This window comes from Caballeronia calidae (genome assembly GCF_900044055.2).
Classification (GTDB): Bacteria; Pseudomonadota; Gammaproteobacteria; order Burkholderiales; family Burkholderiaceae; genus Caballeronia; species Caballeronia calidae.
In genome coordinates this window covers 1-16545 of the sequence record NZ_FCOX02000031.1, presented here as the reverse complement: position 1 = coordinate 16545, position 16545 = coordinate 1, and the positions used below count along the sequence as shown (strand labels likewise).

General features: G+C 64.7%; 10 protein-coding genes. 7 read left to right on the top strand and 3 right to left on the bottom strand.

Going from position 1 to position 16545, the window contains the following annotated elements; translation table 11 throughout:
- Window positions 1-2 precede the first annotated feature (2 nt).
- The 3 genes from AWB78_RS24855 (at window position 3) to AWB78_RS24845 (ending at window position 3822) form a co-directional block, all read left to right on the top strand.
- On the top strand, window positions 3-929 hold the full coding sequence (locus AWB78_RS24855; RefSeq protein WP_062608650.1) for a branched-chain amino acid ABC transporter permease: 927 nt from the start codon (window positions 3-5) through the stop codon (window positions 927-929).
- Window positions 926-2440, top strand: coding sequence for an ATP-binding cassette domain-containing protein (locus AWB78_RS24850; RefSeq protein WP_062608649.1), 1515 nt, complete (start codon window positions 926-928; stop codon window positions 2438-2440). The genes AWB78_RS24855 and AWB78_RS24850 overlap by 4 nt, the downstream gene beginning before the upstream one ends.
- 245 nt (window positions 2441-2685) lie before the next feature.
- Window positions 2686-3822: a porin gene (locus AWB78_RS24845; RefSeq protein WP_062608648.1), complete on the top strand. Its 1137-nt coding sequence runs from the start codon at window positions 2686-2688 to the stop codon at window positions 3820-3822.
- Window positions 3823-3829: 7 nt separating this feature from the next.
- On the opposite strand, the gene AWB78_RS24840 is transcribed toward AWB78_RS24845, so the two are convergent.
- On the bottom strand, window positions 3830-4849 hold the full coding sequence (locus tag AWB78_RS24840; RefSeq protein WP_232477860.1) for an aldose epimerase family protein: 1020 nt from the start codon (window positions 4847-4849) through the stop codon (window positions 3830-3832).
- Between the two features lies 1 nt (window position 4850).
- Window positions 4851-5525 (bottom strand): HAD family hydrolase, encoded by a 675-nt coding sequence (locus AWB78_RS24835; RefSeq protein WP_062608647.1) that lies wholly within the window; start codon window positions 5523-5525, stop codon window positions 4851-4853.
- Window positions 5526-5701: 176 nt separating this feature from the next.
- Between AWB78_RS24835 and AWB78_RS24830 the strand changes: the two genes are divergently transcribed.
- Entirely contained in the window at window positions 5702-6820 is a 1119-nt protein-coding gene (locus AWB78_RS24830) for a 3-deoxy-7-phosphoheptulonate synthase (protein WP_062608703.1), read from the top strand.
- A 139-nt stretch (window positions 6821-6959) separates the two neighbouring features.
- Window positions 6960-8768, top strand: coding sequence for a GGDEF domain-containing protein (locus tag AWB78_RS24825; RefSeq protein WP_062608646.1), 1809 nt, complete (start codon window positions 6960-6962; stop codon window positions 8766-8768).
- Between the two features lie 2 nt (window positions 8769-8770).
- Here the strand turns inward: AWB78_RS24825 and AWB78_RS24820 are convergent, their stop codons facing one another.
- A complete protein-coding gene (locus AWB78_RS24820) occupies window positions 8771-13612 on the bottom strand; it encodes a response regulator (protein ID WP_062608645.1) in 4842 nt (1613 codons plus the stop codon).
- Window positions 13613-13999: 387 nt separating this feature from the next.
- On the opposite strand from AWB78_RS24820, the gene AWB78_RS24815 reads away from it, so the two are divergent.
- Entirely contained in the window at window positions 14000-14254 is a 255-nt protein-coding gene (locus AWB78_RS24815; RefSeq protein ID WP_062608644.1) for a DUF6723 family protein, read from the top strand.
- A 241-nt stretch (window positions 14255-14495) separates the two neighbouring features.
- Window positions 14496-15908 (top strand): MFS transporter, encoded by a 1413-nt coding sequence (locus tag AWB78_RS24810; protein WP_062608643.1) that lies wholly within the window; start codon window positions 14496-14498, stop codon window positions 15906-15908.
- Window positions 15909-16545 lie beyond the last annotated feature (637 nt).

The window sequence follows — 16545 nt, the reverse complement described above, 5'->3', positions numbered from 1 at the left end:
TCATGAAAGACATCGTTCGTTCACGTCTCGTATGGTCCGCGGTGCTGCTCGCGATCGTCGCCGCGACACTGCCGTGGTGGCTCACCGGATACATCCTCGGCGTGCTCACCGTCGCGTACTACTTCGGCGTCTTCGCGATGTCGTGGGACCTGTTGTTCGGGTTCGCGGGTGAAGTCAACTTCGGTCCCACGTTCCTCATCGGTCTCGGCGCGTATTCGGCCGCGATACTCAACGCGCACGCCGCCGCGCCGATACCGGTATGCGTGATCGCGGGCGGCCTCGTCGCGCTCGTCGGCGGCTTGCTGCTCGCGGTGCCCGCGCTGCGATTGCGCGGGCCGTACTTCGGCCTCGTCACGCTCGTCGCGGTGCTGCTTCTGCAGAACGCGATCGTGATCTTCGCGGGCATCACGGGCGGCGAGATCGGCATGATGGTGCCCGATGTGATGTCCGTCGATGCCGACCACAACTACTGGATCGCGCTCGGGTTCCTGATCGTGTGCGCGATCCTTCTGTTCGGGCTGTCGCGCTCGGCGATCGGCCTGATCCTTCAGGCGAGCGGACAGGATACGGTCGGCGCGCAGGCGCTCGGCTTCAATGTCGTGAAGCACAAGCTCGCGGCGTTCTGCATCAGTGCGGTGTTCTCGGGCGTCGCGGGCGCGATGCTGGTGTTTTATCAGGGCACCGCATCGGTGAGCACGGTGGTGGATATCGGCATCGGCGTGCAGATCATCATCGCGGCGGTGCTCGGCGGCAGGCGCACGATACTCGGCGCGGTGCTCGGCTCGATCTTTCTCATCGTCGCGGGCGAGTTCCTGCGTCCGCTCGGGCAGATCAATACCTTCGTGGTCGCGGCCGTCGCGCTCGCGGTCATCCTGTTCTTTCCGGACGGATTGCTCGGCAACATCCTGCGCGTGAGGGAGCGCGAATGAACGATACTCCTCTGCTCTCCGTGCGCGGTTTGACGAAACGCTTCGGCGGCCTGGTCGCCGTGAAGGACATCGGTTTCGATATCAGGCCGGGCGAGATACTCGGCCTCATCGGTCCGAACGGATCGGGCAAGTCGACGGTGATGAAGCTCATCATGGGCATCGAGCGGCCCAACGCGGGATCGATCAAGGTCGATGGCGTCGAGATGGCGGGCTGGCTGCCGCATCGCATCGCGCGCGCGGGCGTGGGCATCGTGTTTCAGCATTCGCGGCCGCTGCATCGTCAGACCGTGCTGGAACATATCAAGCTCGCGCTGTTGCCCGATTCGCTCGTGAAGCTCGCCGCCGATCCGCACGTGAACCGGCGTGCGCGAGAGATCGCGGAGCGCGTGGGCCTGAGCAAGGTGATGCATCGTCATCCGGCGACGCTGCCTTTCGCCGATCTGCGCCGCATGGAGATGGCGAAGGCGATTGCGCGCGACCCGCGTGTCGTGCTCGTCGACGAACCCTTCGCCGGTCTTACCGCTGCCGAGTCGGAAGCGTTCTCGGAACTGATTCGCGGCTTTCGTGCGGAAGGGCGCGCGGTGCTGCTCGTCGATCACAACGTGAAGAGTCTCGCGGCGCTCGCGGATCGCGTGCTCGCCATGTATCTCGGCGAGTATGTCGCGGAAGGCACGGCCGAAGAGGTGATGCGGAACGAGACCGTGCGGCGCGTGTATCTCGGCGGCAAGATCGAGGCGCGCGAGCGCGGCGCGGAAGTGGTCAGCAACAAGCCTTCGATTCTTCAGGTCAACAATGTCGGCGTGCTGTACGGCAAGGCGCGCGCGCTCGACAGCGTGAGCATGCATGTGCGCGAAGGCGAGTTCGTGTCGGTCGTGGGATTGAACGGCGCGGGCAAGACGACGCTCTTCAATGCGATCTCGGGGCTCGTGCCTCATCAGGGAAGCATCCGATACGGCTCGCGGGACCTGAAGGGCATGAGCGGCGCGGCGATCGCGCGGGCGGGCATCGTGCAATGTCCCGAGACGCGCGAGCTGTTCGGCGACATGACGGTGCGCGAGAACCTCGATCTCGGCGGCTACCATCTCCCGGACAAGATGCGCGCGGATCAGCTCAAGTGGCTCTTCGAGCTCTTCCCGATACTCGAATCGCGTCAGGCGCAGACCGCGCGCACGCTCTCGGGCGGCGAGCAGCAGATGCTCGCCATCGCGCGTGCATTGATGATGCAGCCGAAGCTGCTCATTCTCGATGAGCCGACGCTGGGTCTTGCGCCGGTGATTCTCGAGCAACTGTCGAAGGCGATGGAGTTGATGCAAAAGACCACGCCGATCACGGTGCTGCTCGGCGAGCAGAACGTCACGTTCGCGCTGCCTCATGCGGATCGCGTCTATGTGCTCGAGCATGCGCGCATCGTATGGGAGGGCAGTCCTTCGCGCTTCGAAAAGGAGATGGGGCGCGGGTTTCTCGAAGCGGTGCCGTCGGAGCCCGCGCAGGCGGTGCAGGCGAGGGCGTGAATCATTTCCAGGCAGTTTGAAAGCCGCAGCAGCGACGGATCGGGCAGTACTAAACAAAAAGCCGCTGTTGCGGAAAACACCACACGTCTTGCAGCAAACCACGCGTTGCGATATTTGATGTGTTAAAAAGCCGCGTGCCTTCTTCGCGCAGCGTCAAGCAGGGTTCGCCGGGTCAGCGGACCTGAAAGACTGCGCATCGAAGGCGTGTTAGAAAATCGCTAATAAATTAACGCGTACAACACATCATGAATACATTCGCATCGCGCGCCGTTGCCGGCATCGGCGCTTCGGTCATCGCGCTCGCCTGTCAGTCCGCATTCGCGCAAAGCTCGGTCACGCTGTACGGCGTCGCCGACGTCAGCGTGCGCTATCTGACGAACGCCAACGCCAACAACGACGGCCAGGTGTTCATGACCAACGGCGCGATTACCAACAGCCGAATCGGCTTCAAGGGCACCGAAGATCTCGGCGGCGGCCTGAAGGCGATCTTCCGGCTGGAAAGCGGCGTGGATTTGCAGAACGGTCAGTACTCCGACAGCGCGCGCGCATTCAACCGCGCGGCCTTCGTCGGGCTCTCGAACCAGTACGGCACACTGACCCTCGGCCGGCAGAAGACGCCGCTCTTCGATATGCTCGGCGACACGTATGACCCGCTCACCGTCGGCAATTATTTCGAAAATGCATGGCTGCCCGTTGCACTCGGCGCGGGTCTCTATGCGGATAACGCGGTGAAGTACAACGGCACGTTCGCGGGCCTGACTATCGGCGCGATGTACTCGTTCGGCACGAACTACACGTCGACCGGCGCGGGCGGATTCTCCGGTCAGGTGCCGGGCCATATGGGCGCGGGCAACATGTACGGCTTCACGGCTTCCTATGCGATGGGCCCGCTTTCCATCGGTGGCGGCTATCAGCAGAACAGCGACAACTCCGCGAACAAGCAGAAGATCTGGAACGCCAACGCGGTCTATGCGATCGGAGCGGCGAAGCTCTATGTCGGCTATCTGCATTCGACCGACGACACCGGTTTCGTCGACAGCATTCTGCAGCAGCGCGGCCTCGTGGCGGGCACGGATATCCTGAAGGGCTCGGGCCGCCGCGACGACGGTCCGTTCGCGGGCATCACGTATCAGGTCACGCCTGCGCTGTTGCTGACGGGCGCGTTCTATTACGACCACATGAAGAACGCGGCCATCGGCGGCGGCGCGACGGGCAGCGGCAATCGTTATACGGGCGTGGCGCTGGCGGAGTACGCGCTGTCGAAGCGCACCGAAGTCTACGGCACGGTGGACTTCAACAAGGTGACGGGCGCGGCCGATGTCGAATTGCCGGGCCGCTCGAACCAGACCGGCGTGTCGATCGGCTTGCGCAACATCTTCTGATCGTGCGTCAGCGCACGCGCAACGTATAGCGCGTGCGTTGACGATAGACCTCGCCAGGGCGCAGGACGGCGCGCCCGCCGTCCGTGTTGATCTCGTTCGGAAAGCCTCCCGCTTCGAGACACAAGCCCGCATGTTTGCGATAGCGCGTTCCATTGCGCGCCTTCACGCCCTCCAGATAATTCCCCGAATAGAACTGCAAGCCGCGCGCATCGGTGGCGACGCTCAGTTCGCGTCCGCTCGACGGATCGAACAGCACGGCTACGCGGCGCGGCTCGCGTGCTTCGTCATCGAATGCATAGCAATGGTCGAAGCCGCCGGCTAGTGCCAGTTGCGCGTGAGATGCATCGAGACGCGCGCCGATCGACGCGCTCGCGCGCAAATCGAACACCGTGTTCGCCACATTTGCGAGCGCGACGGGAATCGACGTTTCATCGATCCCGAAATAGCTATCCGATGCGATCGATATCTCATGATCGCGAATGCTCGCGTCGCCGCTCAGGTTGAAGTACGCATGATTCGTGAGGCTGACGGGCGTAGGTGCGTCGGTGTGCGCTTCGTAATCGATCGACAAGGTGCCGCTGTCATCGAGCGCATAGCGCACGGTCACAGCCAGATTGCCGGGAAAGCCCGCTGCGCCCGCGGGCGAATCCAGCGTCATCGCGAGCGCGCCATTCGAATGATCCGCGCGCCACATCTGCCGATGAAACCCCGCCGAGCCGCCATGCAGATGGTTCGCGCCTTCGTTGCGCTCGACTTCGTGCGCGACGCCATCGAGCATGAAGCGCGCATCGCGGATGCGATTGGCCCAGCGCCCGATGATCGCGCCCATGAACGCGCTGCCGTGGCGATAATCGTCGGGCGTGTCGTGGCCGAGCAATACATCGGCGAAATGGCCGTTGCGATCGGGCGCGAGCCATGAGACGAGCGTCGCGCCGAGATCGCTGATCTCTATACGCATGTCCGATGCATTGCGCAACGTGTACAGGTGCGCGTCGCCCCAGCGGCGAACGTCGATGGATGTCGCCATGTCAGGGCCGCGCCGCGACTTCATCGAGATGCAGCAGAAGATCGGCGGGATCTTCATACACGCGCAACGCGCCCGAGCGTTCCAGCTCATCGCTGCCATAACCGCCCGACAGCAAGCCGACGCCGAGCGAACGGCAACGCCGCGCAGCCAGCATGTCCCAGATGCTGTCGCCGACGACGACCGTATGCTCGATCGGCACGTTCAAACGCGCGGCGGCGGCGAGGAAGAGATCGGGATCGGGCTTCGCGTACTTCACCATGTCGCGCGTGATGACCACCTGCTTCGCGGGATCGACGCCCAGCGCTTCGAGATTGACCTGCGCCGTTTCCATGCGTCCGCTCGTCGCGATGGCCCAGCGCGTGCCGGCTTGCGTCAGCGCTTCGAGCAGTTCGCGCGCGCCCGGCAGCGGGCACACCTGCGCGCGCAGGCGCTTATACGCTTCCGCATGCAACTGTCGCAGCCGCTCGACGCGATCGGCGCTGATCTCGCCATGCGTCTCGCGCAGCAGTTGATTGGTGAAGAGCCCGCCGCTCATGCCGATCTTGCGATGGATGCGCCACACGGACAACTCGATGCCCTCGGCGTCGAGCGCTTCCTTCCACGCGAGCACATGTTGATAGACGCTATCGACGAGCGTGCCGTCGAGGTCGAAAAGAAATGACGTTTCGATTCGCATGATGCGCTCCCTTGGGTATGTTCGAGTGTGTCGTGCCGGCTTCATCATACGCATGATCGAGCGCGCGGGCTGCCGCAAATGCGATAATGAATGTTTGCGCCGCAAGGCCATAAGCGCGCGGAAAGCACGCATAGAGTCCCTGAATTTTGCATCAATTACGCATGACGGAGCCCATCTTGACCCGCATCGACAATCCCTCCCGAGATCAGGAGGCAGGCGTGGCCGATTCCACGCAAGACACGACCCGCATCGACGATACGCGCATCGGCGCCGTGCGTCCGCTCATCTCTCCGGCGCTGCTGCTCGACGAGTTGCCGGTCACGCAAGGCGTGCAGACGCTCGTCGAGGAGAGCCGCGCGGCCATCGCCAATATCCTGCACGGCCGCGATGACCGGCTCGTCGTCGTGGTCGGACCGTGCTCCATCCACGATCACGATCAGGCGATGGAATACGCGCAACACCTCAAAGCGGTCGCGGACCGCCTGCGCGACGATCTCTTCATCGTGATGCGCGTGTACTTCGAGAAGCCGCGCACCACGGTGGGCTGGAAGGGCTACATCAACGATCCGCGTCTCGATGGAAGCTTCCGCATCAACGAAGGCCTGCGCCGCGCGCGCGAGCTTCTGCTCGACATCAGCGGCCTCGGATTGCCGACCGCGACGGAGTTCCTCGATCTGTTGAGCCCGCAATACATCGCCGATCTGATCGCGTGGGGCGCGATCGGCGCGCGCACGACCGAGAGCCAGAGTCATCGTCAGCTTGCATCGGGTCTGAGCTGCCCGATCGGCTTCAAGAACGGCACCGATGGCGGCGTGCAGGTCGCGGCGGACGCGATCGTCGCGGCGCGCGCGAGCCATGCGTTCATGGGCATGACGAAGATGGGCATGGCCGCGATTTTCGAAACGCGCGGCAACGACGACTGCCACGTCATTCTGCGCGGCGGCAAGACGGGGCCGAACTATGACAAGGAAAGCGTCGCGGCGAGCTGCGCGGCGCTGGCTGCGCTCGGCCAGCGCGAGCAGGTGATGATCGACTGCTCGCACGCCAATTCGAACAAGTCGCATCTGCGTCAGGTGGATGTCGCGCAGGATATCGCGCGGCAACTGGAAGCGGGCGAGAAGCGCATCACCGGCGTGATGATCGAGAGTCATCTGGAAGAGGGCCGTCAGGACCTCAAGCCGGGCGTGCCGCTCAAGCACGGCGTATCGATCACCGATGCATGCCTCGGCTGGACGCAAAGCGAGCCGGTGCTCGAACTGCTCGCGGACGCCGTGAGGAAGCGCCGCGCGGGATAAAGCGCCCGCGATGTGACAGATGTGACAAGAGGGACATGAGCGAAGCACCAACGGAGTGCAACGCTTCACGAAAGCTTCATTCAAGTTCGCGCGTGACGGGTCGTTAGGTTGTCGATAGCACGTTCGATCGAAAAGGCCCATGTCCCTCAGCCTCTGTGCACCCGAGACGCAACCTTCCAGCATCCGGCGGCTCATCGCATCCAATGCGTTGACGGCCGTGTTTCAACCTATCGTGCGTTTCGCGGACGGCGAAATCATCGGCTATGAAGGCCTGATTCGCGGTCCCGCGGGCAGCGGGCTGGAATCGCCCGCCGCGCTCTTCGAACAGGCGGCACGGGAGAAGCAGAGCATCGCGCTCGAGCAGGCGGCAGCGCGCGCGTGCATCGCGGCATTTGCGCGGCTCGCGCGCGCGGGGCTCCTGTTCATCAACTTCAGCGCGGCGGCGATCGAATCGGGCATCACCGAATGCGAGACGCCGGGCGATCTCGCGCGCGAAAGCGGGCTCGATGCGCAACGTCTCGTCGTCGAACTGACGGAGCAGAGCGTGATCGCCGATGCCGATCGGTTTGGCGAGAGCGTGCGCGCGCTGCGTGCGTCCGGCTCGCAATTCGCGCTCGATGATTACGGCAGCGCGAATGCGTCGATGAACCTGTGGGTGCGCTTCGCGCCGCACTACGTGAAGATCGACCGCTTCTTCGTCGCGGATATCGCGCGCGATCCGCTCAAGTTCGAAGCTGTGAAGTCGATGGTGGCGTTCGCCAAGGCGAGCGGCGCGTCGTTGATCGCGGAGGGCATCGAGACGGAGGCGGATCTCGAGATCGTGCGCGATCTCGGCATAGCCTGCGCGCAGGGTTATCTGCTCGGCCGGCCTGCCGCGATGCCCGATGTGCATCTGCCCGAACCGGTCGCGAACGCGCTGCGCTCGGGGCAGATATCGGTGTATCCGGCGCGCACGCGAACGAACGCAACCGCCGACATGAACGCGGTGCTGCTCGAACGCATGCTCGTCGAGGCACCCACGCTCACGGTGAAGTCGCGCAACGACGACGTCGTGCGCCTGTTCAACGCGATGCCTTCGTTGCACGCGGTGGCGATCATCGACGATGGCAGGCCGGTCGCGCTCATCAATCGCCGCTCGTTCATGGATCAATATGCGCTGCCCTATCATCGCGAGGTGTTCGGCAAGCGGCCTTGCATGCAGTTCGCGAATCTCGCGCCGCTCGTCGTCGAACGCGGCTCGACGCTGGAGCAGATCGCGCGTCTGTTTGCAAACGACGATCAGCGTGATTTGTCGGATGGCTTCATCGTCACGGAGAACGGGCGCTATGCGGGGCTGGCGACGGGCGCGAGCATGGTTCGCGCGGTCACTGAAGTGCGTGTGGAGGCGGCGCGCTATGCGAATCCGCTGACGTTCCTGCCGGGCAACGTGCCGTTGAATTCGCATATCGACAGGCTGATCGCGAACGGCTCGGCGTTCGTCGCGTGTTATTTCGATCTCGATCACTTCAAGCCTTTCAACGATCGCTACGGTTACTGGCAAGGCGATGAAGTGCTGAAGGCGACGGCGAATACGCTCGCGTCGGTCTGCGAGCCCACGCGCGATTTTCTCGGGCACGTCGGCGGGGATGATTTTCTGCTGCTTTTCCAGAGCGATGACTGGCGCGAGCGTGCCCGGCGCGCGATGGAAACGTTCAATGAGCTCGTCCAGCGCTTCTATTCGATAGAGGAGCGGCTCGCGGGCGGCATTCACGGTGAAGACCGGCTGGCGCGGCCGACGTTCTTCGGCTTCGTTCACTTGTCGGCGGGCGCGGTGCTTGTCGATGCGGGCGCGGCGCGCGGCAGCGCGCATGTGAGTAACGCCGCGGCCGTGGCGAAGCGATGGGCCAAGGAACATGCGAGCGGGTTCGCGGTGCTCGATCTCGCCGAGTTCGATCCGGGCGTGATGTAGACCTACCTCACGACCGCCGCATTCAATGCATCGATCAATGCCAGAGGATCGAACGGCTTGCGCAGTTGAATGGCCTTGGGCAAGGCGCGCCGTTCGTCATCGCTGAGCGCGAGATCATAGCCCGTCACGAATACGACGCCGAGCGCCGGCGTTTCCCTGCAAGCGGCGACGGCAAGCTCCACGCCCGATTGCCCCGCGAGATCCACATCCGTCAGCAGCAACTCGAACCGGTGCGCGCGCAACAACGCAAGCGCTTCATCGACGCTGCCCGCCTCGATCAGATCGAGGCCGAACGTGCGCAGCAATTCAGCGGTGCTCGCGCGCACGAGTTCGTTGTCTTCCACGAACAGCACGCGCATGCGCGAAAGCGCATCGTCCTGCGCGACGCCCGGCACGCTCGTGTCGATGTCAACCGCGGCCGGCGCCGATGGCTGCGCGGGCTGACCCAGCACATGCCGGACCTTGCGCGCCAGCGCCTCGTGCGTATAGGGCTTGCTCAACAGATCGATGCCCTCGTCGAGCCGTCCCGCATGCACGATCGCGTTATCCGTATAGCCGGACGTGAACAGCACCGCGATGCCCGGCACACGCTCGCGCGCCTTGCGCGCGAGTTCAGTGCTCCGCAGTGGGCCGGGCATCACGACATCGGTGAAGAGCAGATCGATCGGCACGCCGCTCTCGACGATGGCGAGCGCGCTCTGCGCATCCTTCGCGCGCAGCACGCGATAGCCGAGATCCGCGAGCAGTTCGACGACGGTCGCGCGCACTTCTTCATCGTCCTCGACGACGAGTATGGTCTCGCTGCCGCCCTTCGCCGGCCCCGCATCGATGGCCGTCTCCCGGTCCTCTTCCTCGCGCGCGCGCGGCAGATAGATGCGCACCGTCGTGCCGTGTCCTTCTTCGCTGTACACCTTCACGTGCCCGCCGGACTGCTTGACGAAGCCGTAGACCATCGAGAGGCCGAGGCCCGTGCCTTGCCCTTCGCGCTTGGTCGTGAAGAACGGCTCGAACGCGCGCTCCTGCACTTCGGGCGACATGCCCGCGCCCGTGTCCGTCACCGCGACCATCACATACTGGCCGGGCGTGACATCGACATTGCGGATCGCGTAGGTTTCATCGAGCGATGCATTGCCCGCTTCGATGGTGAGCTTGCCGTGACCGTTCATCGCATCGCGCGCGTTGATCGCGAGATTGAGCAGCGCATTCTCGACCTGAAACGGATCGACGAGCGTATTCCACAAGCCGCCCGTGACGACGGTCTCGATCTCGATGCCGTCGCCGAGCGCGCGGCGGAACATGTCGTCGAGGCCGCGCACGAAGCGGCCCAGGTTGACCACCTTCGGCGCGAGCGGCTGACGTCTGCCGAATGCGAGCAATTGCGACGCGAGATTCGCCCCGCGCGCGACGCCCGCGAGCGCGCTTCGCACGCGCTGCTCGGGCTTGTCCTGTCCCGCGACGTCCTTGGCGAGCAACTGCAGATTGCCGCCGATCACCTGAAGCAGGTTGTTGAAGTCATGCGCAACGCCGCCCGTCAACTGGCCGATCGCCTCCATCTTCTGCGCGACGCGCAGCGCTTCCTCGGCATGACGCAGCGCATCGGCGGTTTCGCGGTCCGCGGTGACATCGCGGCCCACGCCGTGAATGCGGCGCGTGCGCGGATCGAGCGAGACCGTCCAGGCGATCCAGCGCCAGCCGCCGTCCGAGCGCCTCAATCTGCACTCGTAACGCACGGGCTGGCCGCTCGCGCGCAGCCTGTCGAGCTCGGCGGCCACGGCGAGCGCATCGTCGGGATGCACGAGGTCCATCACCGTTTGCGAATGCAGGCGCTGCGAGTCGAAGCCGAGCACAGTGGTCCATGAAGGACTCACGCGCAGCAGCGCGCCCTCGAAGCTCGCGACATAGAAGAGGTCTTCGCTCAGTTCCCACAGACGATCGCGGTCCGCGACGGCATCGGCCACGCGGCGTTCCAGCGTCTCGTTCAGATCGTGCAGCGCGTCCTGCGCCTTCGTGCGTTCGGCGATCTCGGCCTGCGCCGCCTGAAAGAGACGCGCATTGTCGATGGCGATGGCCGCCTGCGATGCGATGCCCGTGACGATGCGCTCGGAGCGCGCCGTGAAGACGCCCGGCTCCGGATGGCCGAAGAAGAGTCCGCCGAGCACTTCGCCGGTGCGCGACATGACCGGCGCCGCGAGATAGCTGCACACGGCGAGGTGGCCCTTCGGCATGCCGTGATGCGGGGCGTTGTGACCGTAGCGCGGATCTTTCGTGATGTCGTCCGAGCGCACGATGCCTTCGCCCGCGAACGTCGGCCCGAAAACGGCGGTGTTGCGCGGCATCGGGAACTGCGAGAACGTGTCCTTCGGCACGCCCGACAGCGTATAGAGCGTGTAGCTGCCGCCCTTTTCGTCGAGCACGTTGTAGAAGAACGAGCCGAAGGCGGCGCCCGTCAGCTCCGTCGCGGCATCGACGACGACCTGCACCGCGCGGCTCAGTTCGAGCTCGCCCGCGACCGTCGTGCCGACGCGGTTGAGAATCTCGAGCGTGCGCGATTCGTCGCGCAGCTTCTGTTCCGTCGCATGACGCAGCCGCGCGAGCCGCAGATTGCTCGCCACGCGCGCGAGCAGTTCGCGCGCGGAGAACGGCTTCGTCAGATAATCGTCCGCGCCCGCTTCGAGGCCGCCGACGCGCGCTTCCTCGCCCGCACGCGCAGACAGCAGCACGACCGGCGTATCGCGCAGCGACTCGTCGTCGCGCAGCGCGCGCAGGAGCGCGAAGCCGTCGAGGCGCGGCATCATCACGTCCGAGACGATCACTTCCGGACGCGACTCGCGGGCCATCGCGAGCGCGGCTTCGCCATCGGCGGCGAGGCTCACGTCGTGGCCCGCCGCGATCAGCATCCGGCGCATGTAGTCGCGCAGATCGGCGTTGTCGTCGACGACGAGCACGCGGCCCGGCATCGCGTCGGCGGGTGTCGGTTCATCGGCCGGCGTCGCGGCAAGCGACGTGTCTTCGTCGCTAGCGACGACGGGGGAAGCGGCCGCGTCCGGCATCCAGCGCATGGCCGCATCGACGTACGAGCGCGCGCGGACGCTCGCCTCGACATGCTCCGCATGCGCGAGCTGGCGCGGCGCGGGCAGGGTGACCGTGAAGCACGCGCCGTCGCCGGGCGTGCTGTCGACGCGGATCGTGCCGCCGTGCAGCTTGACGAGCTCCTGCACCATCGCGAGCCCGATGCCGCTGCCTTCCACCGAACGGCCCGCCGCGCCCGCGACGCGATGAAAGCGCTCGAACACGCGCGCCAGTTCGTTTTCGGGAATGCCGATGCCCGTATCGCGCACGCTCAGCGCGATGTCGTGATCCGCGCCGGTATGGAGCGAGACGCGGATGACGCCGTCGAACGTGAACTTGAACGCGTTCGACAGCAGGTTCATCACGATCTTTTCCCACATGTCGCGGTCGATATCCGCGATGACGGGCGTCGCGGCGATATCGATCTCGAGGCGCAGGCCGGCCGTTTCGATCGCCGAGCGAAACAGCGACGCCAGCTCGGCGGTGAATGCGGCGATGTCCGTCGGCTGGCGATGCATCTCGATGCGTCCGGCCTCGATGCGCGAGAAGTCGAGCAGCGCGTTCACGAGCTTGAGCAGCCGCAAGCCGTTGCGATGCATGATCTCGACGAGCCGCATGTCCTCGCGGCCGATTCTTTCGGGACTCGCCAGCAGTTCTTCGAGCGGGCCGAGCATCAGCGTGAGCGGCGTCCTGAACTCATGGCTGATGTTGGAGAAGAACATGGTCTTCGCGCGGTCGATTTCCGCGAGCGCTTCGGCGCGGCGGCGCTCTTCGTCGTAGGCGTGCGCGTAGCCGATCGCGGCGCCGATCTGGTTCGCGACCAGATTCGCGAACGCGCGATAGCTTTCGTCGAACAGGCGATACGGATTGAGCGCGGCGATCAGCAGGCCCGCGCGGCCGTTCTCGCCCGATGGCGCGATGGGCACGAGCACGGCGCTGCGCGGCGCGATGCTCCACGCGCCGGTGGGCAGCGGCGCGTCGAAGAGACGATCGAGATCCGTCACGACGCGCGCTTCGTTGGCGCGCAGCACGTCCTGAATGGGCCACGGATTCGCGCGCGCGGCCGGATGCTCCGGCTCGATGCCGCACGCGCCGACGAGCGTCGCCGTGTCGCCGCCCGGCTCGGCGGCATATAGCAGCGCAAAGGGCATGTCGCGCGATGCGCTTGCGAGCGCGTTCATCGACAGCTCGCACGCCTCGCGCCACGTGCGCGCGTCCGCCGCCGATGCCGCGAGCTCGCGCAGCACGTTCAGCTGGCGTTCGCCGAGCACGCGGCGGGTGTCGTCGCTGTTCGCGCAGATGATGCCGCCGGTGCCGCCGCGGTCATCGGGAATCGGGCTGTAGGAGAACGTGTAGTACGTTTCCTCGGCAAAGCCGTTGCGCTCCATGATGAGCAGCTTCTGCTCGACGAAGGTCCCTTCGGTGCCCGCGAGCGCGGTCTCGAGCAGCGGCCCGATGTCGCCCCAGACTTCGCGCCATACGACGGACGCCGGCTGGCCGAGCGCGTGCGGATGCTTGCCGCCGATGATCGATTTGTAGGCGTCGTTGTAGAAGAAGAGCAGGTCGGGACTCCAGCCGATCCAGATTGGCTGGCGCGAGGTCAGCATGATGCGGATGGCGGTCTTGAGGCTTTGCGGCCAGTGCTCCGGCGAGCCGAGCGCGGTCTGCGTCCAGTCGAAACCGCGGATGAGCGCGCCCATTTCGCCGCCGCCCAGAAGGAAGCTCGGGTCGAGCCCGTGCGTCCTCGTGTCCGCAATCAGATTGTCAGCTTTCATCGACGCCTGGTCTCCTCGCCCTGTCTCTCGGTGTGGCGACGCAATTTGTCCGGGACAACGCCCGTCTTGAGGTTAGGAACGCACCGCGCGGCCCATTCGGATCGTGCACTGACGATCCCGGATTTTCGCACGGAAAACGCTTCCGTTTGCGGTGGCCGCATGGGCTGCAGGCCCGTTGCCAAAGGCGCTCGGGAGCGATCCGGGCGCTCCGTGGGGGCGCGCGAACGGCGACGCGAGTTAGCGTAGCAACGCGCGGGCCTCATGCTGGACGTTGCGCATGGACGAAACACGACCACGGTGTTCGGAACGCTTATTGCTGACTCCCGATGCCAGCACGGCACATCTCATACTTAAGCTGCCCCGACGATCGAAACCATGTCCAGACCCATGCCGAAAACCACGCCAACATCCGAAGCAGGGACATACGAAGGCTTCGATATCTACGCTTCATACGTGGTCAACGCGACGGGCATGCACATCGGCACCCTGAAGGTCGTGAGAAAGCGCGACAGGCGCGTGCTTTATCCGTTCGACGGCTGCGAGACCATCGGCCCGTTCGAATCCAGCGACGATGCCCGCCGGGCCGCCGAAGCGCTCGGCGAGAAGATCGTCGCGGCGGACATCGCCCATCCCGAACCCTGAGCCTCTTCGTCTTTCGGATTGTCCTATGACGCTGCGCGCGCCGGGCCGTTGCGGCAAGACGTGCAGCGATGACGCACGGCGATCGGCAGAAATGGCCCGTGCTTTGGGGAAAACCCCAGCGTGCCGATCGTCCTAGGACATGCGAGTCATGCGTGATGCGTCTGTATCTTGAACTCAAGGCGGTGCGTGGCGCGCGAACTCGAGCGCAGCACCGGGTCAATGACGCATCCGGAAGACGACTATGAGTTACGTGCAACCATCCACGAAGCAAGCCAGCCAGTCGGCGTCTCATCAGGAGCCGTCGGGCGGGCCGCTCAAACGCGCGATGGCCGCCTCGGCCATCGGCAATGCGACCGAGTGGTTCGACTACGGCATCTACAGCTACGGCCTCACCTACATTTCAGCCGCGCTCTTTCCCGGCAGCACCGCACAGGCGACGCTCTTCGCGCTCGCGACCTTCGCCATCTCGTTTCTGGTGCGGCCGCTCGGCGGGCTCTTCTGGGGACCGCTCGGCGACCGCCTGGGCCGCAAGCATGTGCTCGCGCTGACCATCATCATCATGTCGGTGGCGACGCTGCTCGTCGGGCTGCTGCCTTCGTATGCGAGCATCGGCATATGGGCGCCCGTGGCGCTCGTCGTGCTGCGCATGATTCAGGGCTTCTCGACGGGCGGCGAGTACGGCGGCGCGGCGACCTTCATGGCGGAGTACGCGCCCGATCACAAGCGCGGCTTTTGCGGCAGCTTCCTCGAATTCGGCACGCTCGCGGGCTTCTCGCTCGGCGCGTTCCTGATGCTCGGCTGCTCGGTCCTGCTCGGCAACGACGCGATGCATGCATGGGGCTGGCGTCTGCCGTTCCTCGTCGCGGCGCCGCTCGGTCTCATCGGTCTGTATCTGCGCTCGAAGATGGAGGACACGCCGGTGTTCCGCGAATGCGCCGAAGCGGCGGAGCGCGAGCATCATACGGGCGTGCCGCTGCGCCAGCTGTTCGCGAACTACTGGAAGCCGTTGCTGCAGCTCGGCGGGCTGGTTGTCGCGCTGAACGTCGTGAACTACGTGCTGCTCGCCTATATGCCGACCTTCATGAAGAAGGAGCTCGGCATGAGCGACAACCTTTCGCTGCTGCTGCCTTTGATCGGCATGTTGTCGATGATGGTGCTGCTGCCGTTCGCGGGCGCGTTGTCGGATCGCATCGGCCGCAAGAAGGTGTGGTGGCTGTCGCTCGTCGGGATCTTCGTCGCCGCTGTGCCGATGTTCTCGCTGATGTCGCATGGTATCGCGGGTGCGCTGATCGGACTTGCCGTGCTGGGCTTGCTCTATGTGCCGCAACTCGCGAGCATTTCAGCGATGTTCCCCGCGATGTTCCCGACGCAGGCGCGTTATGCCGGGATGGCGATTGCCTATAACCTGTCGACGTCGATCTTTGGCGGCACCGCGCCGATGGTCACCGACTGGCTGATCGGGCGCACGGGCAGTACGCTGGTGCCGGCTTATTACATGATGGCCGCGTGCGCGGTGGGGGCGGTTGCGTTGTTGTTCGTCACGGAGACGGTGGGGTGCTCGTTGCGCGGGCGTGAGATTCCTGGGAAGGAAGCCGCTGATGCGCGGCGGGAGGAGTCCCTGGGGGAGGGGATGCCGGAGCATCGGCACGCTTGATTCTGCTTTTGGTTCTTTTGGGTTTTGAATAGTGGCCTGCGGCCTGGACTGGTTTTTTTGTGTTCGGGCCGTTTTTGATTTTGGTTTTTTTGATTTTTCGCCGGATCCCGTGTTCGTGTCGGTCTATTAGCGTTGCCCCTGTGCGGGGCGGCAGTCACTTTCTTTGCTGCTGCAAAGAAAGTAACCAAAGAAACAGCTATCCCCATCCAAAGTACTTCATGCCGGCCCCGGCACAGAAGAACTCTCGTGGTTCGGCAGTAGCGAGTGCCCTCGTAGGTCTCACCGGGCTTGGATCGCGCACGGTCTGTCACCTCGCGCCGCGTAACTGACTGGTAAGGCGCGAAATAGCTCCGTCCCGCTCCGCGGCCGACGGGTCAATCGGGGATGCGTGTGCTTCTTTACTAACGCATCCATCTCACTGCATTTGTGGGTCGTCGGTTTCCCTTGCAAACCCAACGGCAGCGCGTAGCGCTGTGTCGGAGCTATTTGGTGCTGAACCAGTGCCCTTAATGGTCTAGCTTGTCAGACCGTGCGCGGTCCAAGCCCGGTGAGTTTTGTGAGGGCACTCGCTACTGCCGGACCACTTGCTATCTTCTGTGCCGCGGCCGGCCTGAAGTGCTTAGGCTGGGGATAGCTG

What these genes read in the sequence shown, in the direction of transcription:
- AWB78_RS24820 (WP_062608645.1), bottom strand. Translation starts at nt 13,612, where the DNA reads ATGAAAGCTGACAATCTGATTGCGGACACGAGGACGCACGGGCTCGAC.
- AWB78_RS24835 (WP_062608647.1), bottom strand. Translation starts at nt 5,525, where the DNA reads ATGCGAATCGAAACGTCATTTCTTTTCGACCTCGACGGCACGCTCGTC.
- AWB78_RS24845 (WP_062608648.1), top strand. Translation starts at nt 2,686, where the DNA reads ATGAATACATTCGCATCGCGCGCCGTTGCCGGCATCGGCGCTTCGGTC.
- AWB78_RS24810 (WP_062608643.1), top strand. Translation starts at nt 14,496, where the DNA reads ATGAGTTACGTGCAACCATCCACGAAGCAAGCCAGCCAGTCGGCGTCT.
- AWB78_RS24840 (WP_232477860.1), bottom strand. Translation starts at nt 4,849, where the DNA reads ATGGCGACATCCATCGACGTTCGCCGCTGGGGCGACGCGCACCTGTAC.
- AWB78_RS24855 (WP_062608650.1), top strand. Translation starts at nt 3, where the DNA reads ATGAAAGACATCGTTCGTTCACGTCTCGTATGGTCCGCGGTGCTGCTC.
- AWB78_RS24850 (WP_062608649.1), top strand. Translation starts at nt 926, where the DNA reads ATGAACGATACTCCTCTGCTCTCCGTGCGCGGTTTGACGAAACGCTTC.
- AWB78_RS24815 (WP_062608644.1), top strand. Translation starts at nt 14,000, where the DNA reads ATGCCGAAAACCACGCCAACATCCGAAGCAGGGACATACGAAGGCTTC.
- AWB78_RS24825 (WP_062608646.1), top strand. Translation starts at nt 6,960, where the DNA reads ATGTCCCTCAGCCTCTGTGCACCCGAGACGCAACCTTCCAGCATCCGG.